Source organism: Rhodospirillales bacterium (assembly GCA_016710335.1).
Taxonomy (GTDB): Bacteria; Pseudomonadota; Alphaproteobacteria; order Rhodospirillales; family Defluviicoccaceae; genus JADJXQ01.
The window spans coordinates 261,781-284,269 of record JADJXQ010000024.1; the positions used below are offsets into that span (position 1 = coordinate 261,781).

Genomic DNA, 22,489 nt, shown 5'->3' on the forward strand with positions numbered 1-22,489 from the left:
TTGATGGCGACGCTTGAACAACTGACTGCCCGCGTCGACGAACTGGAACGGCAGCGCGCCAGCGGTGTCGCGCGCGTCAGCTACGATGGTCGCACGGTGGAGTATCGCGGCCTCGCCGAGATCGATCGCGCCATCGCCACCCTGAAGGCCGAGATCGGCGCGGCGGAAAACCGCAGGCCGGTTCGCCAGGTGCGCCTCTACCAGGACGGCAAGGGTCTCTGATGGCGGTTTCGCTGTCGGGTGCGTTCCGGCGCATCGGCCGGCTGCAGCCGCGCGCCCGGCTGGAGAGCGCCATGCGCTCGCGCCGGCTCGCCGCCTGGGTGCCGCCGCTTCGCAACCTCAACACCCAGGTGGTCAGCGACGGAGACCTGACGCTCCGGCGGGCGCGGGAGATCGTGCTCTCCAACGCCATCGCCGCCAATGCCTGCGAGGCGTTCGTCGCCAACGCCATCGGCGCCGGCATCAAGCCGTCGTCGCTGACCGAGGACGCCGAGGCCAAGCGGGCGATCCAGAAGCTGTGGCTCGCCTGGACCGACGAGGCCGATGCCGACGGCCTGACCGACTTCTACGGCCTGCAGGCGCTGGTGGCCCGCGAGGTGTTCGTCGCCGGCGAATGCTTCGTCCGTCTGCGCGCCCGCCGTCCCGAGGACGGTCTCGTCGTTCCGCTGCAGTTGCAGCTGCTGCAGGCGGAGATGCTGCCGCTGGACAAGAGCGGCGTAGCGCCGAACGGCAATGCGATCCGCTGCGGCATCGAGTTCGATCGCATCGGCCGGCGCGTCGCCTACTGGTTCCTGCGCAAGCATCCGGGCGACCGGACCGAGGCGATGCCGGCTTACGATCCGTTCGTGCGGGTGCCGGCAGCGGAGGTGCTGCACGTCCGGAGGCCCCTCGAGGCGGGGCAGCTGCGCGGCCTGCCGCACATCACGCCGGCGCTGGTCCGGCTGCACCAGATCGATCAGTACATGGACGCCCAGGTGGAGCGGCAGAAGACGGCGGCGCTGTTCGTCGGCTTCATCGTCAAGAACCTGCCGGACGACGCCCTCCTCAACGAGGTCGAGGGCGAAGACGGCGACGGCATCGCCCGGGCGCCGCTGCAGCCGGGCACCATGCAGGTGCTGCTTCCCGGCGAGGACGTGCGGTTCTCGACGCCGACCGGGGTCGGCAGCGACTTCGAGCCGTTCGTCTATCGGGTGAGCCTGGAGCTGGCCGCCGCCATGGGCATCCCGTACGCCACCGTGACCGGGGATCTGCGCCAGGCGAGCTACGGCAGCCAGCGGGCCGGCCTCGTCGAGTTTCGCCGACGCATGGAACAGCTGCAGCACGCAGTGTTCGTCTACCAGCTGTGCCGGCCGGTGTGGCAGCGCTGGCTCGCCGACGCCGTGCTCGCCGGTGCGTTGACGCTCCCCGGCTTCGGGCGCGCCCCGCGGGCGTGGTGGCCGGCCAAGTGGATCCCGCCGCGGTGGGAGTGGATCGACCCGCTCAAGGACCGTCAGGCCGAAAAGCTCGCCGTCGATGCCGGGTTCAAGGCCCGCTCCGACGTGGTCGAGGCGGAAGGCTACGACGCCGAGGAGGTGGACGAACGCATCGCCGCCGACCGGGCGCGCGAAGCCGAGCTCGGCCTGTCGTTCGCCGCCGGCGCCGGCGAAACCCAGGGCGCCCGCGAAACCCCCGAGCAGCCCGACCAGCCTGCATCCGATCAACCGGAGTAGCCCATGAAATCCTGGTACACGATCCGCGCCGCCGCTGCAGATGGCGCGGAGATCCTGATCTATGACGAGATCGGCGCCTTCGGCGTCACCGCCAAGCAGTTCACCGACGACCTGAAGGCGGCCGGCACGGCGAAGACGATCACGCTCCGGCTCAACAGCCCGGGCGGCAGCGTCTTCGACGGCATCGCCATCTACAACGCCCTGAAGCGCCATCCGGCGCGCAAGGTCGTCCACGTCGACGGTCTCGCCGCCTCCATCGCCTCGGTCATCGCCATGGCCGGCGACGAGGTGGCGATGCCCGAGAACGCGATGCTGATGATCCACGACCCGAGCGGCGTCGTCGTCGGCACGTCGGCCGACATGCGCTCCACCGCCGAGGCGCTGGATCGGATCAAGGGCGGCCTGGTCGCCGCCTATCGCGACAAGTCCGGCAAGCCCGACGACGAGATCGAGCGGCTGATGGCCGAGGAGACGTGGCTGACGGCCGCGGAAGCCGTCGCCCTCGGGTTCGCCGATCGCATCGAAAAGCCCGTCCGCATCGCCGCGTCCTTCGATCTCAAGCGGTTCCGGCACCCGCCCACCACATGGGCGCCGGCCGCGGAGCAAGACCTTCGCAACCAGCACCAGGAGACCCCGATGACCGACGTCATCTCTGAGCCGACCGAGCCGGATCCGGCCACGCCCGCCGATGTTCCGCGGGAACAACGTGACAAAACCAGTGAGCCGGACCTCACCGCCATCGAGGCCCGCATTCGCGACGACACCCTCGGCTACGCCCGCGCGGTGACCGAGCTGTGCGCGCTCGCCGGCCAGCCCGGCAGGAGCCACGAGTTCCTGGCCCAGGCGACGCCCCTCGAGGCCGTGCGCGCCGCGCTGCTCGAAGCCCGCGCCCAGGCCGACGACGACACCCTCATCGACAGCCATCGCAATGCCCGGGTGATCGCCGCGCCGCCGGCCGACCGCGGCTGGGGCGACGTCATCGCCCGCATGTTCCCCCGCAAGCAGGAGGCTTGATCCCCCATGACCGTTCTCACCGAAGGCCGCTACACGGCCGAGTTCCTCGTCTCCGAGGCCAACGGCGCCCGCTCCCGCGACGTCGTCACCATCCTCTCCGGTGAGGTGCTGGACCCCGGAGCCGTGCTCGGCAAGGTCACCGCGTCCGGCAAGTACGTCGAGCTCGCTCCCGCCGCCGGCGACGGCTCCGAAGCGGCCGCCGCAATCCTCTACGAGGGCGTCGACGCCAGCGCCGCCGATGCCACGCGCACCGCCATCCTCCGTGATGCCGAGGTCAACGGCGGCGAGATCGTCTGGCCCGACGGCATCACCGCACCCGACAAGACCACCGCCATCGGCCAGCTGGCCGCGCTCGGCATCCTCGTCCGCTAAGGAGGACCACCCATGCCCAACCTCGATATCTTCAGCAACGATGCCTTCTCGGCGGTGCAGATGACCGCCGCCGTCGAGAAGGTTCCCTACCGCCCGCAGTTTCTCGGCGCGCTCAACATCTTCGAGCCGGTGCCGGTGCGGACGATCACGGTCGCCATCGAGAAGCGCGAGAACACGCTCGCGTTGATCCAGACTTCGAACCGTGGTGCCCCGTTGGCCCAGCAGACCCTGGAAAAGCGCGACATCCGGGACTTCCGGACGGTCCGGGTCGCCAAAGGCGATACCCTCTACGCCGACGAGATCCAGAACATGCGCGCGTTCGGCTCCGAGACCGAGCTGCAGACGGTGCAGGCGGAGGTCGCCCGCCGCATGGGCCGGTTGCGCGAGGACATGGAGCTCACCCGCGAGAACATGCGCCTCGGCGCCGTGCAGGGCATCGTCACCGACGCCGACGGCTCGACCATCATCGACTGGTACGGTGCGTGGGGCCTGTCACAGCCGGCCGAGATCAACTTCGCCCTCGACCAGGCCACCACCGACGTGCGCAAGAAGTGCGCCCAGGTGGTCCGCGCCATGGCCAAGGCGGCGAAGGGCGCCTGGACGCCCGGCACCCGGATCCACGCTCTCTGCGGCGACACCTTCTACGACGACCTGATCGGCCACGACAGCGTCAAGGAGACCTACCGCAACTGGGCGGCAGCTGCCGATCTCCGCCAGGACATGACCTACGAGTCGTTCCCGTTCGGCGGCATCGTCTTCCACAACTACCGCGGCACCGACGACGACACCACGATCACCGTCGGCGCCGACAAGGCGAAGTTCTTCCCGGTCGGCGCACCGGGGATCTTCCAGGTGGCGCAGTCACCTGCCGAGTTCATCGACTTCGTCAACACGCCCGGCCGCGAGGTCTACGCGCTCACCATCCCCGACCGCGACCGCAACGCCTGGGTGCGGGTGGAGCTTTACGCCTATCCGCTGTTCGTCTGCACCCGGCCGGAGGTTCTGCAGCGGGCGAAGCGGGCGTAACCGGGCTGCACTTGGATGTCGGTCTTTGCTGCCGCGGTCGATGCGCTGTTCGCCGACCCCAACATTGCGACGGAAGCCGTCTACACGCCCGCCGGCGGCGATCCGACGACGGTGCGGGTCGTCGCTCGGCGGCCCGAGGAGATCGCCGGTTTCGGCGACACCCGCATCCAAACGCCGACGGCGCTGTTCGACGTGCGGGTGTCGGAGATTGCGGCGCTGAGTCCGGGCCGGCGGCCGCAAGCTGCGCGGGCTGATCCGCCGGCGCGATCGTGTCCGCTGGGCTTGTGGTTATGGCCGATGCTCACGCCTGGGACGTACTAAACGTTGAGCAAGCCGCTCAGAGGTGTATGAACGGCGATCGCCGCGCATGCGCGGTCTTGCCGCGTTATCAGCAATGTGAAGGCGATTATCGACAGGACCGCCACCGACAGGACGGCCGCTCCGGAAGTCCTGCAGACAACTGGGTTTCACCCGACGAGTTGCGAGGAGATCGACCCGGTCTGTGGTCGCACGGCGCATTGGTACGTTAGAGACGCATCGCCGCCATCCAGATCACGACGATTGCCATGGCGAGCAGGAAGCCGCCGTTTACCAGCGCCCCGATGATCTCGGCCCGGTACCAGCCGAAGCTGCGGTCTTCGTCGGCAGGGCGCAGGGCGAGCCGGGCCGTGATCGCCACGAGGACCCCGCCCACGGCGGAGAAGGTGTGGAACGCATCCGAGATGACCGCGATCGACCCGGTCCAGAGGCCAATCCCCATCTCGATGACGAAATAGATTCACGTAAGCCAGGCGGAGAACGCCATCCCGCGCCCGATCGACGGCATGTGGCCGGCATGGCCGTGCCTGCCGCCTCCTGCGTGGTCCGTCATGGATCTGCTCCTTTCCTGACTGTCATTCCGTGCTCGCAACGACTGCTTCATCCGCCCTCGCGTTCGGCCTTCGGTCCCAGCCAGCGGGACAGGTAGATCCGCTCGAAGCCGAACACGGCGCCGATCGCGATCGCGGCGTAAAGGACGATGGCGGGATCGCTCTGCAGCTTCATCGCCGTGAAGGCCGCAAGCACCACGGCGTCGAAGGCCAGCGCCGCAAGCAGGACAGGGCTCGCAGCCCCGATCTCGCGCCGCCGGAAACGGAACACGCCCCAGTGGATGATCATGTCCATGACGAGATAGAAGAAGGCGCCCAGCGACGCGATGCGGCCGAGGTCGAAGAACACAGCCAGCGTTGAAGCGATGACGACGGTGTAGATCAACGTGTGGCGCTGGATCGGACCCGACATACCGAAATGGCTATGCGGGATCATCTCCATGTCAGTCAGCATCGCCAGCATCCGCGATACGGCGAAGACGCTCGCCAGTATGCCCGAGGCGGTCGCGACCGCTGCGAGAAGGACCGTGAGGAGAAACCCCACCTGGCCGAGCGCGGGCTCGGCGGCCTCCGCAAGCGAATAGTCGCGCGCTTCAATGATCTCGTCGATCGTCAGGCTCGATCCGACGCCGAAGGCAACGAGGAGATAGACGACGACGCAGAGCGCGATTGAGACCGTGATCGCCCGGCCCACATTGCGGCGCGGTTCGGTAATCTCGGCGCCGCTGTTGGTGATCGTGGTGAAGCCCTTGAAGGCGAGAATGGCGAGCGCCACCGAGGCGACGAATCCGGTCGCGGTGAACTCCCGGCCGCTCTCGGTGGCGGCGGCGAAGCCGAAGCCGCTCGACCACAGCGCCGCGATCCCGAAGAGCGCTATGCCGCCGATCTTGATCGCGGCCATGACCAGGGAGAAGAGCCCGACCGACCGGTTGCCCGCGACGTTCACGAGGAAGGCGAACAGGATCACCGCGACGGCGAGCACCGGCACCAGCGGCCCGTCCGCTATGTCGAAGGGCTGCAGCACGTAGGTCGCGAAGGTTCTCGCTACGAGACTTTCGGCGATCACCATGCTGAGCGCCATCAGAAGCGCCGCCCCCGCTGCGATCGCTCCCAGCCCGTAGCACTTCTGCAGGATCATCGCGATCCCGCCCGAGGACGGCCACGTGTTCGACATACGGATGTAGCTGTAGGCGCTGAAGGCGGTGACCACGGCTCCGGCGATGAAGGCGAGCGGAAAGAGCGGGCCGGCGAGCTCGGCGATCTGGCCTGTGAGCGCGAAGATGCCCGCGCCGATCATCACGCCGGTGCCCATCGCTACCGCGCCGCCGAGTGTTATCGAGTTCTTCCTGTAGGCGCCGTCGCTTTGGTCGTGCTGCAAACTTTTCAATTTTCCTTCCATTGCTTCATTATTGGTCGCGCGATGGCGGCGGCCGGGCGGTCCTGCGGAGGCGTTGCCGTAACCTGATCCCGTTGACGCGCAACGCCTCGCGGATTCAGGGCGCTCCCTTTCATCAGATCTTCGTGCCCCGTAGTCTCAGCGCATTCAGCACTACCGAGATCGAGGAGGCGCTCATCGCGAAGGCGGCGAATATCGGGCCGATCAGGATGCCGAAGAACGGGTAGAGCACGCCCGCCGCGACCGGCACGCCGAAGGCGTTGTAGATCAGCGCGAAGAACAGGTTTTGGCGGATGTTGCGCATCGTGACGCGCACCAGGCGCCGGGCCCGCACGATCCCGTCGAGATTGCCCTTGACGAGGGTGAATCCGGCGCTTTCGATCGCCACGTCCGCACCCGTCCCCATGGCGATGCCGACATCGGCCTGCGCCAGCGCGGGCGCGTCGTTCACGCCGTCGCCGGCCATCGCCACCTTGTGGCCCTCGGCCTGCAGTTCCTTGATGATCCGCGCCTTGTCCTCGGGCAGCACCTCGGCGCGTATCTCGTCGATGCCGAGCCGCCCGGCCACCGCCTTCGCCGTGCGCTCGTTGTCGCCGGTGGCCATGATAATGCGGAAGCCGAGCCGGTGCAGTTCCTTCAGCGCGGCCGGCGTTGTTTCCTTGATCGGGTCGGCGACGCTGATCAGACCGGCGACCTTGCCCTCGACCACCACGAACATCACGGTCTCGCCCTGGTCGCGGCGCTCGTTGGCCGTCTCCCCGATATTGCCGGCGTCGATGCCGAGATCGGCGACCATCCGCGCATTGCCGAGCGCCACGGCCTTGCCGTCGACGCGGCCCTTCACACCCTTGCCGGTCACCGCCTCGAACTCCTCGGCCTCGGCCATGTCCACGCCGCGCTCCTCGGCACCGCGCACGATCGCTTCGGCCAGCGGATGCTCCGAGCCGCGTTCGAGCGACGCGGCGAGGCGCAGCACCTCGGCCTCGTCGTGGCCGTCCTCGGGGAGGACGCCCACGAGCTTCGGCTTGCCCTCGGTCAGCGTGCCCGTCTTGTCCACGATCAGCGTGTCGACCTTCTCGAACCGCTCCAGCGCCTCGGCGTTCTTGATCAGGACGCCGGCCTGCGCGCCGCGCCCCGTCGCCGTCATGATCGACATCGGCGTGGCGAGGCCGAGCGCGCAGGGGCAGGCGATGATCAGTACCGCCACCGCCGAGACGAGCGCGTAGCTCAGAGCCGGGTCCGGTCCCCAAATCGCCCAGGAGATGAAGGACAGGATCGCGACTCCGATCACCGCCGGCACGAAGTAGCCCGCCACCCTGTCGGCGTATTTCTGGATCGGCGCGCGCGAGCGCTGCGCATTGGCCACCATCTCGACGATCTGGGACAGCATCGTGTCGGCGCCGACGCGGGTCGCCTCCATCACGAGGCTGCCGGTGCCGTTGATCGTGGCCCCCGTGACCGGATCGCCCGCGACCTTCTCGACCGGGACGGGTTCACCCGTGATCATGCTCTCGTCGACCGAGGAGCGCCCGTCCACCACAATGCCGTCGACCGGCACCTTGTCGCCGGGGCGCACGCGCAGCCGGTCGCCGATCTGCACCTCCTCCAGCGGGACCTCTTCCTCGCTGCCGTCTTCGCGGATTACTCGTGCGGTCTTGGCCGCCATGTCGAGAAGCGCGCGGATCGCTTTGCCGGTGCCCTCGCGGGCGCGCAGCTCCATCACCTGGCCCAGAAGCACGAGCGTCACGATCACTGCCGCGGCCTCGAAATAGACGCCGACCTGCCCGGTTTCGGGGTCGCGAAAGCCTTCCGGAAAGAGGCCCGGCACGATCACCGCGACCATCGAGAAAGCGTAGGCCGCCGCCACGCCCATGCCGATCAAAGAGAACATGTTGAGGTTCATTGTGCGGAACGAGTTCCAGCCACGCACTAAGAACGGCCAGCCCGACCATAGGATCACCGGCGAGGCCAGCACGACCTCGATCCAGAGCGCGGTGCGCTCGCCAAAAAACTCGCGAATCTGCGGCAGACCGACAAAGGGGCTCATCGTGAGCACCAGCAGTAGAACGGTCAGCGCCGCGCCAACCCAGAACCGCCGGGTGAAATCGACCAGCTCGGGGTTCGGTTCGCCCCCGGCCATCGCCGCCGATTCGAGCTCAAGCCCCATCCCGCAAAGCGGGCAGGAGCCGGGTTCGGTCTGCCGCACCTCCGGGTGCATCGGGCAGGTATAGACCGCCTCTGACCAGCCCGAAGGCACCTTGTCGTATTTGCCGCCGTCGGACGGCGCCCTTTTCCCGTGATGGGTGTGAGCCTGATGGTCGTGGCCGCAACGACCATGGTCCGCGCCATGCGCGCCGGCCTCGCCCTCGGGAACCAGGAACATCCCGCATTTGGGACATTTACCAGGGCCGCCGTGGCGCACCTCGGGATGCATCGGGCAGGTATGGACCGCCGCTTCCGAGGCAGAGGCCGCATGCTGTCGTCGATCATTCATATCGCAAACCTCGCTTGTCTGTGCGCCGTCCGGTAACCGTCGGGCGGTCAAGGGGATGCGGCGGGCGGAGAGCGGAACTCCGATCCTGCCGCCGATGTACGCGTGCACCGCCGCTCATGCCGATTCACCCCTAATCTATGCCACTGGACGACTTTGACGCCGAGCGGGATGAGGGTCAGCCCTCCTAGGATAACGACTGCAATCATGATCCACGACGTGTTTGCAGACGCCAGTTCGCCCCCGAAATGAGCGAGCAGAAAGCTGGCGGGCACGATGCCGGCAAGGGTGGCCAATGCGAAGCGCCATGGGGACAAACAGGTCAACCCGGCGGCATAGCTGACCAGGTCGAACGACAGGAACGGCAGCAGGCGGGTCACGAAGACAATCGCCATCATCAAGTTCTGGGAGCCGAGAAACCCGAACGACAGGCGGTCGCCGAACCACTGCTTGAGAACCTCGTACCCGAGCACACGCGCCAAGCCAAAGGCCAGGAGCGCGCCCAACTCCGCCCCGATCAGGACATAGACCGTGCCCCAGGTGTGCCCGTAAGCGTATCCGGCGGCGAGCGCGATCGGCGCGCTGGGGATCGGGCTCATGACGATGGCTGTGGTCATGAGGCCCGATGATCGCGAGCGGACCCCACGCACCGAGACGGATGATTCCATCGCGAAGAGCCTCTCCCTCCGAGATCCGGTCGAGCACACCTGCCTCCGAGAGAAACGCGTAGGACCCGCCGATCAGGATCGCGAGCACGCCGGCGGCGACAAGCTTGACATAGGCGCGTCTGATCCGGGACGCGCCGTCGGAAGCGCCTTCCAGATCACGCAATGGGCCCAAAAGCTTCACCGTCTGCAAACCGTCGGTAGGCGGGCATTAACGGGGGTCCAAACCGCTTTCACTTCTCGAGAAATCGACGCCGCTCCTCGTAGTCTTCTTTGTCGATCTCGCCCCGGGCGAAACGCTCCTTGAGGATATCGACAGCGCTTCTCCCGGAGCTTGACGATCCGCCCTGGCTCTGGCTGGTACCGCCGAGCCAGCGGACGAGAAACACGACAAGGACCACGACAGCGGCAATGAAGAGGAGCATCATGATGGGTCCGAGAATCATCCCGTACCAGCCTCCGTCCCACATCATGTGTGGCCCATAGTCGCCCCGTTGCTGCCCGGCCCGGACGAGGGACGGCGCAATCATCGCCGCCGCCGTCGTTGCCGCCGCGATGCCCAGCCGTTTAGAGGCATTCGCCTCGGTGACCCATAGGGCCGGCAGCTTGAGTGGTTTTGTCGCGATCCTGCCCATTTCACGCCTCATTGCTTTCCTCCCAATCGGCGGTCCGTGGCTTTGGCGATCTGCACCGCTCGATCCGGGAAACCGTTCGGACGTGGCGTCATATGATCGCCGAGCCATCGACATGCCCTACAACGCTTCGACAACTCCTTGGAGCGCCCGTCGGACATCCTCGGCGATGGCGCCCAACTCCGGATTATCGACGGCCTGCATGGACGCGGCGGGATCGACGGCGGAAACTTCGACCGCGCCATCCCCAGTCTGCTGAACGATGACGTTGCAGGGCAACATGGTTCCAATCTTGTCCTCCGCCAGTAACGCCTTATGCGCGAATTCAGGATTGCACGCGCCGAGGATCGTGTAGGGGCGGAGGTCGACGTCCAGCTTCTTCTTTAGTGTGGCCCTGACGTCAATCGTGGTCAGTACGCCAAAACCCTTTTCCTGCAGTGCCGACGTCATTTTGTCGATCGCCTCCTCGAAGGTAATCGACACGGTCTTGCTGAAGTAATAGGTCACTCTTTTTTCTCCCTATCCTGATTGGCCCTGACAAGCTGCCGAGAGCCTGCATTCGGTGCAGCCCGACACGAAGATCATTGGCAGCCGATCACCGGGTTTCATTTTTGCCCTTTGCCTTTTTCGCCGTCCTGTCGCTGCGGACCGGGGCAGCAAGGCGCTAAACGGCTGACGACGGCCATCTGGCGGGCATTGCCGCGGATCGCAATCTCGCCGAGGAGGGCGAGAGTTTTTTGATCGACGACCCAGATCCCGGGCTCCTTGCTGCTCGACACGTAGACCTTGCCCGTTCCCGCGATCGTCTCGAGGTGGTAGGGCGACGGCGACAGGGCCAACTCGCGCAGCTCTCCGGTCTCGGGATCAAGAGCGACGAGCTTGTCGTCCGTCTTGCTCGAAATGAACAGCGTTGTTCCGCCGTCAGAAGCGCCGAGGCCGTGCAACGCCTTGCCGATCTTGAACGCTTCCTTGTTGGTGCCGTCTGCGAGCGAAATGGGCGAGACCATGCCGGCCCGAGGGTTGATTGCGAACAGCGTTGTCTCGTCCTTTGGACAGGGCCAGGTGCTCCGGGCCGGCCCCGCCGTCCACTGAGCGTGTCACCTGCCAGGTGCTCAGGTCGATCTCGCTGATCGTGCCGTCGCCGCTGTTGCTGACGTAAGCCTGTTTCCCATCCCTGGAGATGACCGTGTAGTTGGGGGCCGGGCCGGTCGCGATGGTCAGGCCCCACGGTTGGTGTTCAGGTCGACGACGCTCACGTATCCACGGGTGGAATGGGTGGAAATGACATATCCGCCATCGGGCGTGATCGCCTGATGGTGCGTCATTCCGGCGACGGGAATGGTCAGCATGACGTGGTCGTGGTCCGGGTGGACCAGGGCGAGCCGGCTGTTCGGCGCGCCGGGGTCGGCCTGGTCCTGCGGCGTCTCCTTCAGGCTGCCGGCGACGAGGTATTCGCCGTCCGGCGTGGCCACCAGACCGTGGGGGTTTGCGATGCCGGGCAAGCTGTTGACGACCGTATCGGTTGCCGCGTCGATGACCAGCACTTCGTTGGCCGAACCGTCGGTCACATACACGAGCGGCTCGGCTGTCGCCGGTGTGCTCAGGAGAACCGCAAGCGCTCCCGCTATCGTCCATTTTTCAAGCATGTTCGCTCGATGGCGGCGGCGACCATGGCCTGCTGCGACGGGCCGACGTGGGCGAGTGCGTTCCTCATGAAGTGGACCATCGACAAACACCGGCTTGCCCCGCCAGACAACCGTCACCCTCTGTCCCAGGTCGATCGGCTTCAGATCGAGGTCCGAGGTTGCGACCGCTAGAACGTCCTTCGCCGGGTTCATGCTGTCGATGAATGGCCATACCGCGATGGCCGTACCGGCCGTGGCAACCGTAGCCGTGGCGATTAAAAGGAAATCCCGACGTTTTTGGTCCGCGTGAGACCCGACCGTCTGATTCGCGTCGGTAATAGAAGACATCGTCTCCGCTTTCGATTGCGGCAAACTGCGGGTTCCTGGGCTCCCTCAACGGTCGCCTGATGCTGATAGAAGCGGAGACCTGTTGCTGAAGTTTGCCGAACCGAGCCCCTTTTTGTGACAAACGTTGCCAAGCGCCGGCTCACGCCGATCTTCCGGCCGGCGCCTTCCGTTCCGGTGCGGCGGATCGCCGGCTTCCGCGGATGATCAGGTAGAGGCCGAGCAGGATCATGGGCGCGGAGAGCCACTGGCCCATCGTGGTTCCGGACAGCAGGAATCCGATGTGGGCGTCGGGCTCACGGAACAGCTCGACGGTGTTTCGTGCCACACCGTAGCCGACCAGAAAGATCCCCGAGAGGACTCCCGGTCGTTGCCGAACGCCCTCGGTGCGCCAGAAGAGGTAAAGCATTACAAACAAGAGGAGGCCTTCCAGGCTGGCCTCGTAGAGCTGGCTCGGATGCCTCGGTTCGGACCCGCCATGCGGAAACACGACCGCCCACGGCACGTCCGACGCCCGTCCGAAAAGCTCGCCGTTGACGAAATTGGCGATCCTGCCCAGAAACAGGCCTATGGGCGCGGCGCAGGCGATCAGGTCGGCGAAAGGCAGCAGCCGTATGCCCCTGCGGCGAACGAAGAGCACCGTCGCGACGATCACGCCGATGAGGCCGCCGTGAAAGGACATGCCGCCCCGCCAGATCTGGAAAATCGTAAGCGGATCCTGGACGGAGTTCTCGAAGTTGTAGAACAGCATGTAGCCAAGCCGGCCGCCGAGTATGATGCCGAGAGTCGCCCAGACGAGGAAATCGTCGATGTCTTGGAGCGCTGCGGCGCCGGACGTTCGTTTGGCCAGCGCGCGCACGTACCACCAAGCGAGGAGCAGACCGACGAGATACGCGAGGGCGTACCACCTGATCACCACCGGGCCGACCTCGAGCGCGACCGGATCGACGTTGGGAAACGCGATGGAGAAGGTCAAATTGGCCGCTCCTCAGTGCCGGAGAGACGCGGAATGAACCCGGGAACGCGCTCCGCATAGCGCCGGTACTCGTCGCCGAACTCCCGGAGCGCGTCGCGTTCTTCCCGCATCGCGAGGCGCACGTACATGAACACGAGAATCGGGAACATCATCGCGGTCAGTATGGTCGGCCACTGGAACAGGAAGCCGAACATTATGACGATGAACGCCACATACTGAGGATGGCGGACCCGGGCGTACGGTCCCGCGGTTGCCAGCTTGCCGGCCGTCTGTGCCGCGTATAGAACGCGCCATGCAGCCGACAGCAGAATGAACCCGCCGCCGATGAACACCATGCTGATCAGGTGAAACGGCCCGAAGTGCGGGTTGGCTTTCCAGCCGAACAACATCTCGGGCAGGTGACCGGAGTCATGGGCGAACCATTCCACGTCCGGATAGGTGCTCTGCAGCCAGCCTGAAAGCAGGTAGATGGTTAGCGGGAAACCGTACATCTCGGTGAACAGCGCAACGAGAAAGGCGCTGAAGGCGCCGAACGAGCGCCAGTCGCGCTTCGTCTTCGGCTTGAAGAAGCTGAAGGCGAACAGGATGAAGATCGCCGAGTTGACGACGACGAGCACCCAAAGGCCATAATCCGAAGCCCCGTTCATCGGTTTCCGCCCTCGCGCGGGCCGTCACCGCCGTGACCTCCGTGCCTGCTATGCATAAAGACGTGCATCAGGACGCACAACCCGAGGAGCCCGAGCAGGAGCCAGACGGAGCCAGGGATGTGGGCCCGGTGCTCGTACGCCAGCAAGAAGGCGCCGACACCGATGAATACGATCAGCGTGATGCCCGCCCGTGATCGTAGGAAACCTCGGGCAGGAGGTTGCCCGCGCTCGTGTTCGCCATGTTCGTTCATTCGTATTCTTTCTTGGTTGACATCCGCAGGGCATCGACGGCGTCTCCTCGCCGCCGCATCCCCGGCGCGACCGCAGCGTCCGTGAGACCCGACCGCGCGTAGCCCAAGTCAGTCTTATTTATTTGTCTTCGCGTCCCACCAAGCCCAGGTACGTTTCAGGCGCCGTCTCGAATTTCGCCCGGCATTCCGGCGAGCAGAAGTAGTAGACCCAGCCGTTGTGAACGCTGGATTTGGCGCCAGCAGTGATGACGTCCTTGCCGCAGACCGGATCGGTGTCCTGTTCCGGGGCGGTCCAGACCAGCTCGTCCTTCTCCATGGCCGGCTTTTCCATGCCGGGTTTGCCGGCGGATTCGTCCTGTTTCTGGCGGTGGCCATGCCCGAACATGTGCGCGCCGCACCCGAAGCGCATCATCAGGAAAATCAATCCGCCCCAAAGCAGCAGCGGCAAAATGCCTTCCATTTTAGTGACGTCCTTTCACTCGGCAGCGCCGACAGCGATGCCGCTGCGCGGTTCGTCCGAGAGCGATGCCGCCAAAGCATCGGGCTTTATCGCCAAGCCCGGGTTGGCATGCGCCCGGCGGCCCAATTCCTTGTCCCAGATCTCGATGTGAGCCAGGACCCAACTGGAGATGAGATCGAACATTTCCGAGGTGTCGTAGCGACCGCATTCGAGGGTGCGCTGCAGCCGCAGCAATTCGTCGAGCAAAGTGCGGTGCTCACGCTTGTGGCCCTCGGCATCGGGAACGTCGCACTCCACCATGAGAGCTTCCTCCCGAAGGAAATTCCTCGTCAGGTAGACGATGGTGTCCTCGATCTTGTGGCACATCCGCGATCGCATTTCGCAGGGCATGTCGGAGGCGAAAAGCTCGTCAAGGATGTAGAGCAGGCTTTGATTGTGGGCATCGATCTGATCGACGCCCGTCGCGAGGTCATCCGTCCATGTGATCTTCGACATTCACCACTCCGGTGCAGAATTGTTTCGTGCGCTTTCAACTTCTCAGCAATGAGGCGCTTTGCCGCCTACAGGGCGGCGAACGCGCTATCCGCTCGATCCGACGTTGCGGCCGGTCGTCCCGCTCCGCGACCCGGTGGCAGACTCGTCACGATCCCGCCGCCAGTCGCGCAGGAGCGCCAACAGGGCGAAGACGATGACGGCGACGAAAAAGAGGGTGAGGATGCCCTGAAAGCTTGTCAGCCAGTGCCATACTCCTCCCCATCCCATCATCGCGTCCTGCATGGCGCCTGCGTTTTCCATGGCGCTCCCTCCCATTCTTGACGGCAACGGCGGCTCGATTGGCCGCTGCAGCAATCACTTAATCGGCCGCATGGCACCGGTCTTACGATCGATCGCGAGTGTCTGGACGAGGGAGTCGTCGACCGTCACGATCTCCGCGAGGTAGCTGTCGTCGTCCTTCTTCTCGACCTTGCCGACCTTGAGGCGTTTGTTGCCGAGCCACGCAAGCTGCCCTTCCAGGATGTCCTTGACCTGATCGGCCGAGAGATCCCTGTCCCCGGCCATCCCGCCGCACGGCCCGAGGCCCCCAGACATCATACCGAGCCCCATCATCCCCGGACCCCCAGTTCCTGGGCCCATCATGCCGCCGCCCAACCCGTGCATCTGCATCATCCGCATCATATCGGGCCCCATCATGCTGGACCCCATGCCCGGTTCGGGCGCGGCGCCGGGGGCCATCATGCCGCCGCCCATCATGCCGCCGACGGCCTGGCCGCTCTGCGACTGGGGAGCAGACTGGGGGGCACCGGCCTCTGCGCTCTGCCCCGACAACTGCGTGCTGTCGCCGTGATGTGCGGGGTTGGCCTGGGCGGTGTTCGGTGTCAGGGCAAGCACGCCCAGAAGGGCGGCGACGGAAGGGACCGATCGGGTGTTGTGCATCACTGCCTCTCTCGTCTGTTTCTTCAGGTTCGACGAATGGAATAAGACCGCAAATCTGTTGCTCAAGTTTTTCGGGGCTTCGCTTTGTTGTGACAGAGTGTGGCATTCGGCCGGTTCGACAAACTCTGTGACATTTTTTTTGATCCGAGCCGATCTTGCCTCTTTATACTTCGAGCCATGAACGACAAACCGCACGTTCTCGTTGTCGATGATCACAAAGACATTCGGGAGACGCTGGCGAAATTCCTCGGCGAGCACGGCTTCCGCGTCAGCACTGCGCCGGACGGCAAAGCCATGCGCAGAATCCTGGACAACAGCCGCATCGACCTGATCGTGCTCGATCTCATGCTCCCAGGCGAGGACGGACTCACACTGTGCCGGGAGCTTCGCGCCAAGTCGAACATCCCGGTCGTCATGTTGACCGCGATGGGGGAGGAAACCGACCGCGTCGTCGGACTGGAGATGGGCGCCGACGACTATGTGCCGAAGCCCTTCAGCCCGCGGGAACTGCTGGCGCGCGTCAGGGCGGTGCTACGAAGAGCGCAAAGCCTTCCTGAGCAAGCGCGCACGCCGGATGAGCCTATCGCTCATTTCGAAGGGTGGAAGTTCAACGCCGCACGGCGCGAACTGGAAACCGAGGACGGTACCGTCGTCCCTCTGAGCACCGGGGAGTTCAACCTGCTGCAAGTCTTCGTCCAGCATCCGGGGCGGGTGCTCAGCCGCGACCTGCTCCTCGACCTCACCCAGGGCCGCGAGGCCGCGCCGTTCGACCGCAGCATCGACACTCAGGTCAGCCGGCTGCGCCGCAAGATCGAGGTCGACCCGCGAGACCCGCAAATCATTAAGACGGTCTGGGGCGGCGGTTATGTCTTCACGCCACAACTCAGGTCGCCATGAGGCGCCTGTTTCCAAGAACGCTCGCCGGACAGACGGTTCTGGTGCTGATCGTCGGGCTCGTCATCTCGCACCTGTTGAGCATGGCAATCTACTCGTGGGACCGCGCTGAGGTACTGATGCTGGCGGGCGATCAGCAGATGGCGCATCGGATCGCCGCGATTACGCGACTCCTGCAGGAAACGCCGCCGGCGTGGCGGGAGCGCATCGTCCACGCGACCGACAGTCCGTCCCTGCAAGTAACCGTGACGCCGGAGAGTGTGCTCGTCCGTCCCGCCGAAGAAGACTGGCGGACGGCGCTGATCCGCAATTTCCTGGCACGCCGGGTCGACGCCGAGGCGACCAGCGTGATTGTCCAGTGGCTCGAAGCCACCGAAACTGACAAGGACTATGCAACGCCCACGCCGATGGCGTGGGTGCATTCCCATATGGCGCAAATGATGACGGGCGAGCCGATGAATCACGCCCTCAGGGCGTCCATTCCCCTCGACAACGGCGACTGGGTGAACTTCGCTACGACCTTTCCCGCGTCCCAATCGATGTGGTCGAGGCAGGCCGTTCTCTCGACGGCGCTGATGACAGTAGCCGTCGCCCTGCTTTCCCTCTGGGTGGTGCGCCGCATGATGCGACCGCTCCGGGCACTGGCGAAAGCTTCGGAACGACTGGGCCGCGACGTAAAGGCGCCGCCGCTGGCGGAAACCGGGCCGGTAGAGATCCGGCAGGCGGTCCGAGCGTTCAACGAGATGCAGCAGCGTCTCCGCCGCCTCATCGAGACCCGCACCCGGATGCTGGCGGCAATCTCCCACGACTTGAAGACGCCGATCACGCTCCTTCGCCTGCGCGCCGAGGCCATCGCCGACGAAGTGGAAAAGCGCAAGATCGTGGCCGCTCTCGATGAAATGGAAACGATGATCGCCTCGACCCTGGCGTTCGCGCGCGCAGATGCGGAACAGGAGGAGCGCCGGGTCGTCGATCTGCCATCGCTGCTGGCGAGCATCTGCGACGACATGGCGGACGCGGGAAGGCCGGTGATGTTCGAGGAGCGGGCTCCGCTCAAGTATCCTTGCCGCCCTCTGGCGCTGAAACGGGCGGTCACCAATGTCATCGACAATGCCGTCAAGTATGGCGGCAGCGCCCATGTGCAGTTGCGCGAGCGCGGGCATCGACTGGAAATTGTCGTAGACGATGCCGGCCCGGGTATTCCGGAAGCGGAACTGGAGGAGGTGTTCGCGCCGTTCTATCGTCTCGAGCGGTCTCGTTGCCGAGAGACGGGAGGCGCCGGCCTCGGCCTGAGCTTGGCCCGAGCCGTGGCCCACGCCCACGGCGGCGAAGTCACTCTGGCAAATCGTCCGGAAGGAGGCCTGCGGGCGACAATCCAACTGCCGCAATAGGCTATGCCGCTGCCCAATGGACCTTCGTCAGTGAAGAACGTCGGCGCTGTCAAACTTTGTCACACAATTCTCTGCCGCCGGCACACTTCGGCACATATTTATGATTGAGTGGCTATAAGCAAAAACAACCTGAGCGGAGGCTTGTCGCTGACGCTGCGGCGTTTTACGAGAACGCGGCATCGGTCCGGCGAGCGATCGGAGGACGCCTTGATTCTTTTGCACTGCGGGCAACGGCAACCCGTCCCGATCACCGTTGGAGCGCATGCTGTGTTTCCGTTCGATGTGCTTCACGCCTTTTCCTCACCTTCGTAGACCGGTATCAGGTCCATCCCCATCGGCGCTGTTCAAGCCGCTGGCCTACACCAAGACCTATGCCATGGCGGCGGCGTCAATTTTGGCGATCACGCTGACGCCGGTGTTGATGGGCTACTTCATCCGGGGGCGGATCCTGCCTGAGCGTCGCAATCCCATCAACCGGCTGTTGATCGCCGCCTACCAACCGTTCATTCGGGCGCTTTTGAAGGCGCCGATTCTGATGGTGATCATCGCCGCGGTGGCCGGGGCGAGCATGATCTATCCGCATTCCCGCTTGGGCTCCGAGTTCATGCCGGAACTCGACGAGGCGATCTCCCTGTACATGCCAGCGCCTATCCGGCGGTGTCCCATCGGCAAGATGCAGCAAGTGCTACAGCAGACCAATAAGCTGATCTCGACAATTCCCGAAGTCCGAGGTCGTCTCACAACAAGGCCGGGCGGGCCCGACACCGCGACCGATCCGGCGCCGCTGACCATAGTGGAGACGACCATCAAGCTGAAACCGCGCGATCAGTGGCGACGGCATGACAATGGATCGCCTCAAGCAGGAACTGGACGATCTGGTCAGGTTCGAGCTTCACCAACGTCTGGATCATGCCCATCAAAAATCGTATCGACATGCTGGCGACCGGCATCAAGACGCCGGTGGGGATCAAGGTCGCCGGCCCCGACCTTTATACGATCGCCGACATCGGTGCCCGCATCGAGGAGCTGCTGAAACCGGTCGACGGGACCCTTTCCCGTCTACGCGGAACGCGTTACCGGCGGACGCTTCATCGATGTCGACATCGTTCGCATCGAGGCCGCCCGCTACGGCATGAACGTGGCCGACGTTCAGGAAATCGTGCGCACGGCCATCGGCGGCATGACGGTGACCACCAGCGTCGAAGGCCTCGAGCGCTATCGGTCAACGTCCGCTACCCGCAGGCGGTGCGGGATTCAGTGAAGATCGCCTGAAGCGTCTCCCGGTGGTGACGCCGAGCAGGCGCCCACGTCCCCCAGGAGCAAGCTCGCCGGCATCTCCCTAAGCGATGGGCCGGGGATGATCCGCAGCGAGAACGCGCGGCTCAACGGCTGGATCTATGTGCGACATCGCGGCGCGACCTCGGCTCCCTACGTCGCCGAGGGCGCAAAGTCGTGGCCAAGGGCCTGGACCTGCCGCCCGGCTACTCCGTTAGCTGGTCCGGGACAGTATCGAAGAAAGCCATGGAGCGGGCCAAAGAGGGCGACTCGGGCTAGTCGTGCCGGTCACCCTGGCGATCATCGTCGTGCACCTCTACATCCACTTCCTGGCTTCGTCGCCGTCAGGATCATTCTCAGCACCCTGCCGTTTCGCGCTCATCAGCGGGGTGTGGCTGTTATGCTAGCTCGACTACGACAAGTGTCGGTCGCCGTCGGCGTCAGCTCCATCGCGCTCGCCAGCGTCACGCTGTGGAGATCAGCGTGTTGCTCGCCTATCTCGAGCAGGCCCTCGGCCGCCACCGCGAGGCGGCCGAGCGCGAAGGGCGTCCCCTTTCCAACGACGACCTGCGCGAGGCCGTCGTCGAGGGCGCGCTCCTGCGCGTGCGGCCGATCATCATGACGGTGGCGGTGATCATCATTGGCCTGCTGCCGATCATGTTCGGTCACGGCACCGGTTCAGAGGTGATGAGCCGGATCGCTGCGCCGATGGTGGGCGGGATGAGCAGTGCTCTCATCCTGACCTTGCTTGTCATTCCCGCGGTCTTCCTGATCTGGAAGCGCATCGCGCTGCGACGCGAGCGAAGGCGCATCCCGTTGTCAGTGCCGAGCGCGGCACCCGCTGAGTAACCAAACCCATGCAACGAAAGGAGAGACACCATGCACAGGACTTTCATGATCGCAGCCATTGCTGCAACCGCCTTGATCAGCGCGTCGCCGCTGCTCACCAAGGCTCGGGTAGTCAGCCACGGCTCGATGGGGGAAGATAGGGAGACCACGACCAAAAACCATGGGATCTCACGACAAGATGATGACCGATCCCGCGAAAACAGCCAGTTTCATCCGAAGGCGTTTCCGCAATCGGCGTGGTCAACTCGGTGGACGGAGTCCGGCCGCAGCGTCAGCCTGTCTCACGAACCAGTCGCTGCGCTCAGGTTGGCCGTCGATGACCATGGACATGAAGGTGTCCGGAAAGCGTCGACCTGTCACTCAGAATCCCGGTTGGTTCGCCGGTCAACGTCCACGCTCAGCCCGCGGTGACGACGGCATCACATGGTCGATGACCTAACCGCGCTGAGGGCGTCCACGGATCGGATCAATCTACCGATGGCATCCGCTGGGCGCTGCACGACGAAGTACGATTCGGTGACTCAGGCGCGCCGACGAAGTCACCGCTCCACGGGCTTCGACAAGGGTCATGGCAGGTTCGCAAAGGGCCGAGCATTTCCAGCGAGACTTGCGTGATGTGTCACGGCGCACCCGGGGTCAGGCCGTCCGAAAGCGGGGAAGGGCCTGCAGCCCGACCTGCCCGACCTGGCGGAGGCGGTCAAAGTGGGCGCCGGCGAAACTTTCTGGATCGTCAAGCACGGCGTGAAGATGACCGGCACCGGCTTCGGCCCGCCAAGGCCGGTGCCGAAGGACGATGACCCGGCAAACTTTGTCACAAACCGTCGGTTGGCTGACAAGCTCTCGAAGCAACTCCGTCTTAAATCTGCGAGACTGCGAGCCGCCCGCCACTGGCGGCCGCGGCAGAAATATCTGCGTCCTGCTTTGACCAGAGTGCAGCGAGTGCTGGAAAGACAAGATCAAACTTAGACACATCCTGGCGATCGAACGAGGAGTGACAATAACAAAAACGTCCTGCCCCATTGGCGGTCCCTGCTATTCCGGGCGTTGTCGCACCACCGCAGGCGTGACGAGCGCGTTTCACCTATCAACGGCGCCTTCGCCGCCGGCTCACCCGCCGGCGGCCAGGGAACACGACAGAAGATTTGGCCGACCGGCGGAGGCGTCGGAAACCACACAAACCATCGACGTGACGATGGAGGACAGCTACTTCGAGCCGGAGACGATCAAGAGGTTGAAGGCCGGCGAGACGGTGCCTTCCTACCACGTCAAGAACAAGGGCGAGCTTGTCCACGAGTTCAACATCGGCACCGCCGCGATGCACGCCGAACATCAGAAGGGAAATGGCGATGATGATGGAGCACGGCGCGCTCTGGGAGGCAGATCGGATAAACCGTGACATGATGAAGATGGACATGGGCGGCGGCCGCCGTACCGCATCCGGCAACACGATCCTGCCCGTTCTGCTGGAGCCGGGCAGTCCGCCGAAGTCGTCTGGACGTTCACCCGGCCTTGACATCGGGCTGCGCCTGCAACGTTCACGGGCCACTACGAGGCCGGGATGAGGGAAGATCTCAGTCGCCCAATGACGCCGTCGATCGTATGCCGGAGACCTGAATGCGAACGCAGGAGATGACACTAGGAAAGGGCACCGACTGACATGATAACAAGAACACCAACTGACATTATAACAAGAAGACGACTGTTGCGGACCACGTCGTCTGCCGGCCTGCTGCTGGCGGCTCAAGGGTTGCTTCCGGCCTGGGCGCGCAATGTGGCCGGCGCCGTGCCGGCCTCCGGTCCCCGCACCGGTCCGCATGAATTCGACCTCACCATCGCCGAGACGCCGATCACGATCGACGGTCGTACCCGTGCTCCCCGACTGGATATTCGAGGACCCCTACCGAGTGTTCGCCCAGCTCAAGAAGATGAGTCACTCCTACAACTTCCAGAAACGCACTGTTGGCGACCTTTTCGAGGAACCTCGCCACTGCGGGTCTTGGCGCGACGCTCCAAGGACCGCGATGCGTGAGGCCAGATGCGGATGGACCCCGCAGAGCATCGCCGACATCACCGGCGCCAATCTGCACCTATCTGATCAGGGCCCACGGCCCCGAGACGAACTGGACCAGCCTGTTCCGCCCGGCGAAAGCGTGCGGCTCCGAGTCATC

At 64.8% G+C, this 22,489-nt stretch carries 23 protein-coding genes and 3 pseudogenes; 11 read left to right on the forward strand and 15 right to left on the reverse strand.

From position 1 onward, the window contains the following. The first annotated feature begins 3 nt into the window (after nt 1-3). From IPM60_16850 to IPM60_16875, 6 genes are read left to right on the forward strand one after another with little or no spacing between them, the layout of a single operon-like run. Nucleotides 4-222 carry a hypothetical protein gene (locus IPM60_16850; protein MBK8909474.1) on the forward strand — a complete coding sequence of 73 codons (219 nt, stop codon included), beginning with the start codon at nt 4-6 and terminating at the stop codon, nt 220-222. After that, the gene (locus IPM60_16855; GenBank protein MBK8909475.1) at nt 222-1,709 is read left to right on the forward strand and encodes a phage portal protein; all 1,488 of its coding nucleotides are present in this window, start codon (nt 222-224) and stop codon (nt 1,707-1,709) included. The genes IPM60_16850 and IPM60_16855 overlap by 1 nt, the downstream gene beginning before the upstream one ends. 3 nt (nt 1,710-1,712) lie before the next feature. After that, on the forward strand, nt 1,713-2,723 hold the full coding sequence (locus IPM60_16860; GenBank protein MBK8909476.1) for a Clp protease ClpP: 1,011 nt from the start codon (nt 1,713-1,715) through the stop codon (nt 2,721-2,723). Between the two features lie 6 nt (nt 2,724-2,729). Continuing rightward, nucleotides 2,730-3,095, forward strand: coding sequence for a head decoration protein (locus IPM60_16865; protein MBK8909477.1), 366 nt, complete (start codon nt 2,730-2,732; stop codon nt 3,093-3,095). Between the two features lie 12 nt (nt 3,096-3,107). Then, nucleotides 3,108-4,121, forward strand: a complete 1,014-nt coding sequence (locus IPM60_16870) for a major capsid protein (protein ID MBK8909478.1) — start codon at nt 3,108-3,110, stop codon at nt 4,119-4,121. A gap of 15 nt (nt 4,122-4,136) precedes the next feature. After that, on the forward strand, nt 4,137-4,442 hold the full coding sequence (locus IPM60_16875; protein MBK8909479.1) for a hypothetical protein: 306 nt from the start codon (nt 4,137-4,139) through the stop codon (nt 4,440-4,442). Between the two features lie 208 nt (nt 4,443-4,650). Here the strand turns inward: IPM60_16875 and IPM60_16880 are convergent. The 15 genes and pseudogenes from IPM60_16880 to IPM60_16950 all read right to left on the reverse strand — a co-directional run bounded on the left by IPM60_16880 (nt 4,651) and on the right by IPM60_16950 (nt 16,170). After that, a pseudogene (locus IPM60_16880) lies at nt 4,651-4,992 on the reverse strand (cation transporter). Between the two features lie 47 nt (nt 4,993-5,039). Then, nucleotides 5,040-6,389: an APC family permease gene (locus IPM60_16885; GenBank protein ID MBK8909480.1), complete on the reverse strand. Its 1,350-nt coding sequence runs from the start codon at nt 6,387-6,389 to the stop codon at nt 5,040-5,042. Between the two features lie 112 nt (nt 6,390-6,501). Further along, on the reverse strand, nt 6,502-8,880 hold the full coding sequence (locus IPM60_16890) for a copper-translocating P-type ATPase (protein ID MBK8909481.1): 2,379 nt from the start codon (nt 8,878-8,880) through the stop codon (nt 6,502-6,504). A gap of 47 nt (nt 8,881-8,927) precedes the next feature. Next, nucleotides 8,928-9,494 (reverse strand): TVP38/TMEM64 family protein, encoded by a 567-nt coding sequence (locus IPM60_16895; protein MBK8909482.1) that lies wholly within the window; start codon nt 9,492-9,494, stop codon nt 8,928-8,930. Between the two features lie 281 nt (nt 9,495-9,775). Next, entirely contained in the window at nt 9,776-10,072 is a 297-nt protein-coding gene (locus IPM60_16900) for an SHOCT domain-containing protein (protein MBK8909483.1), read from the reverse strand. Nucleotides 10,073-10,294: 222 nt separating this feature from the next. Next, a complete protein-coding gene (locus tag IPM60_16905; protein MBK8909484.1) occupies nt 10,295-10,681 on the reverse strand; it encodes a DUF302 domain-containing protein in 387 nt (128 codons plus the stop codon). A 98-nt stretch (nt 10,682-10,779) separates the two neighbouring features. Beyond that, nucleotides 10,780-11,820, reverse strand: a pseudogene (locus IPM60_16910) (YncE family protein). 81 nt (nt 11,821-11,901) lie between these two features. After that, nucleotides 11,902-12,147: pseudogene (locus IPM60_16915) on the reverse strand (ubiquinol-cytochrome c reductase iron-sulfur subunit). Nucleotides 12,148-12,286: 139 nt separating this feature from the next. After that, nucleotides 12,287-13,120, reverse strand: coding sequence for a prolipoprotein diacylglyceryl transferase (locus tag IPM60_16920; GenBank protein MBK8909485.1), 834 nt, complete (start codon nt 13,118-13,120; stop codon nt 12,287-12,289). Then, entirely contained in the window at nt 13,117-13,767 is a 651-nt protein-coding gene (locus IPM60_16925) for an isoprenylcysteine carboxylmethyltransferase family protein (protein MBK8909486.1), read from the reverse strand. Before IPM60_16925 ends, IPM60_16920 begins: the two co-directional genes overlap by 4 nt. Beyond that, nucleotides 13,764-14,018, reverse strand: a complete 255-nt coding sequence (locus IPM60_16930; GenBank protein MBK8909487.1) for a DUF2933 domain-containing protein — start codon at nt 14,016-14,018, stop codon at nt 13,764-13,766. Before IPM60_16930 ends, IPM60_16925 begins: the two co-directional genes overlap by 4 nt. Nucleotides 14,019-14,136: 118 nt before the next feature. Continuing rightward, complete coding sequence (locus IPM60_16935) at nt 14,137-14,478, reverse strand: YHS domain-containing protein (GenBank protein MBK8909488.1); 342 nt, start codon at nt 14,476-14,478, stop codon at nt 14,137-14,139. Nucleotides 14,479-14,493: 15 nt separating this feature from the next. Further along, entirely contained in the window at nt 14,494-14,973 is a 480-nt protein-coding gene (locus IPM60_16940; protein MBK8909489.1) for a hemerythrin family protein, read from the reverse strand. Between the two features lie 84 nt (nt 14,974-15,057). Further along, nucleotides 15,058-15,273, reverse strand: coding sequence for a hypothetical protein (locus tag IPM60_16945; GenBank protein MBK8909490.1), 216 nt, complete (start codon nt 15,271-15,273; stop codon nt 15,058-15,060). 54 nt (nt 15,274-15,327) lie between these two features. Continuing rightward, nucleotides 15,328-16,170: a hypothetical protein gene (locus IPM60_16950; GenBank protein MBK8909491.1), complete on the reverse strand. Its 843-nt coding sequence runs from the start codon at nt 16,168-16,170 to the stop codon at nt 15,328-15,330. On the opposite strand from IPM60_16950, the gene IPM60_16955 reads away from it, so the two are divergent. The 5 genes from IPM60_16955 to IPM60_16975 all read left to right on the forward strand — a co-directional run bounded on the left by IPM60_16955 (nt 16,090) and on the right by IPM60_16975 (nt 21,717). Then, nucleotides 16,090-16,809 carry a response regulator gene (locus IPM60_16955; GenBank protein ID MBK8909492.1) on the forward strand — a complete coding sequence of 240 codons (720 nt, stop codon included), beginning with the start codon at nt 16,090-16,092 and terminating at the stop codon, nt 16,807-16,809. The genes IPM60_16950 and IPM60_16955 overlap by 81 nt on opposite strands. Beyond that, complete coding sequence (locus IPM60_16960) at nt 16,806-18,197, forward strand: HAMP domain-containing protein (GenBank protein MBK8909493.1); 1,392 nt, start codon at nt 16,806-16,808, stop codon at nt 18,195-18,197. Before IPM60_16955 ends, IPM60_16960 begins: the two co-directional genes overlap by 4 nt. A gap of 253 nt (nt 18,198-18,450) precedes the next feature. Continuing rightward, nucleotides 18,451-19,230: an efflux RND transporter permease subunit gene (locus IPM60_16965; protein ID MBK8909494.1), complete on the forward strand. Its 780-nt coding sequence runs from the start codon at nt 18,451-18,453 to the stop codon at nt 19,228-19,230. Nucleotides 19,231-19,955: 725 nt separating this feature from the next. Beyond that, the gene (locus IPM60_16970) at nt 19,956-20,321 is read left to right on the forward strand and encodes an efflux RND transporter permease subunit (protein MBK8909495.1); all 366 of its coding nucleotides are present in this window, start codon (nt 19,956-19,958) and stop codon (nt 20,319-20,321) included. A gap of 1,186 nt (nt 20,322-21,507) precedes the next feature. Then, entirely contained in the window at nt 21,508-21,717 is a 210-nt protein-coding gene (locus IPM60_16975) for a hypothetical protein (protein ID MBK8909496.1), read from the forward strand. Nucleotides 21,718-22,489 lie beyond the last annotated feature (772 nt).

Excerpts from the sequence above, each read along its gene's own strand:
- IPM60_16925 (MBK8909486.1), bottom strand. The coding sequence starts at position 13,767 with ATGAACGGGGCTTCGGATTATGGCCTTTGGGTGCTCGTCGTCGTCAAC.
- IPM60_16900 (MBK8909483.1), bottom strand. The coding sequence starts at position 10,072 with ATGATTGCGCCGTCCCTCGTCCGGGCCGGGCAGCAACGGGGCGACTAT.
- IPM60_16890 (MBK8909481.1), bottom strand. The coding sequence starts at position 8,880 with ATGAATGATCGACGACAGCATGCGGCCTCTGCCTCGGAAGCGGCGGTC.
- IPM60_16895 (MBK8909482.1), bottom strand. The coding sequence starts at position 9,494 with ATGACCACAGCCATCGTCATGAGCCCGATCCCCAGCGCGCCGATCGCG.
- IPM60_16955 (MBK8909492.1), top strand. The coding sequence starts at position 16,090 with ATGAACGACAAACCGCACGTTCTCGTTGTCGATGATCACAAAGACATT.
- IPM60_16850 (MBK8909474.1), top strand. The coding sequence starts at position 4 with ATGGCGACGCTTGAACAACTGACTGCCCGCGTCGACGAACTGGAACGG.
- IPM60_16930 (MBK8909487.1), bottom strand. The coding sequence starts at position 14,018 with ATGAACGAACATGGCGAACACGAGCGCGGGCAACCTCCTGCCCGAGGT.
- IPM60_16860 (MBK8909476.1), top strand. The coding sequence starts at position 1,713 with ATGAAATCCTGGTACACGATCCGCGCCGCCGCTGCAGATGGCGCGGAG.
- IPM60_16875 (MBK8909479.1), top strand. The coding sequence starts at position 4,137 with ATGTCGGTCTTTGCTGCCGCGGTCGATGCGCTGTTCGCCGACCCCAAC.
- IPM60_16945 (MBK8909490.1), bottom strand. The coding sequence starts at position 15,273 with ATGGAAAACGCAGGCGCCATGCAGGACGCGATGATGGGATGGGGAGGA.
- IPM60_16940 (MBK8909489.1), bottom strand. The coding sequence starts at position 14,973 with ATGTCGAAGATCACATGGACGGATGACCTCGCGACGGGCGTCGATCAG.
- IPM60_16935 (MBK8909488.1), bottom strand. The coding sequence starts at position 14,478 with ATGGAAGGCATTTTGCCGCTGCTGCTTTGGGGCGGATTGATTTTCCTG.
- IPM60_16865 (MBK8909477.1), top strand. The coding sequence starts at position 2,730 with ATGACCGTTCTCACCGAAGGCCGCTACACGGCCGAGTTCCTCGTCTCC.
- IPM60_16885 (MBK8909480.1), bottom strand. The coding sequence starts at position 6,389 with ATGGAAGGAAAATTGAAAAGTTTGCAGCACGACCAAAGCGACGGCGCC.
- IPM60_16855 (MBK8909475.1), top strand. The coding sequence starts at position 222 with ATGGCGGTTTCGCTGTCGGGTGCGTTCCGGCGCATCGGCCGGCTGCAG.
- IPM60_16960 (MBK8909493.1), top strand. The coding sequence starts at position 16,806 with ATGAGGCGCCTGTTTCCAAGAACGCTCGCCGGACAGACGGTTCTGGTG.
- IPM60_16870 (MBK8909478.1), top strand. The coding sequence starts at position 3,108 with ATGCCCAACCTCGATATCTTCAGCAACGATGCCTTCTCGGCGGTGCAG.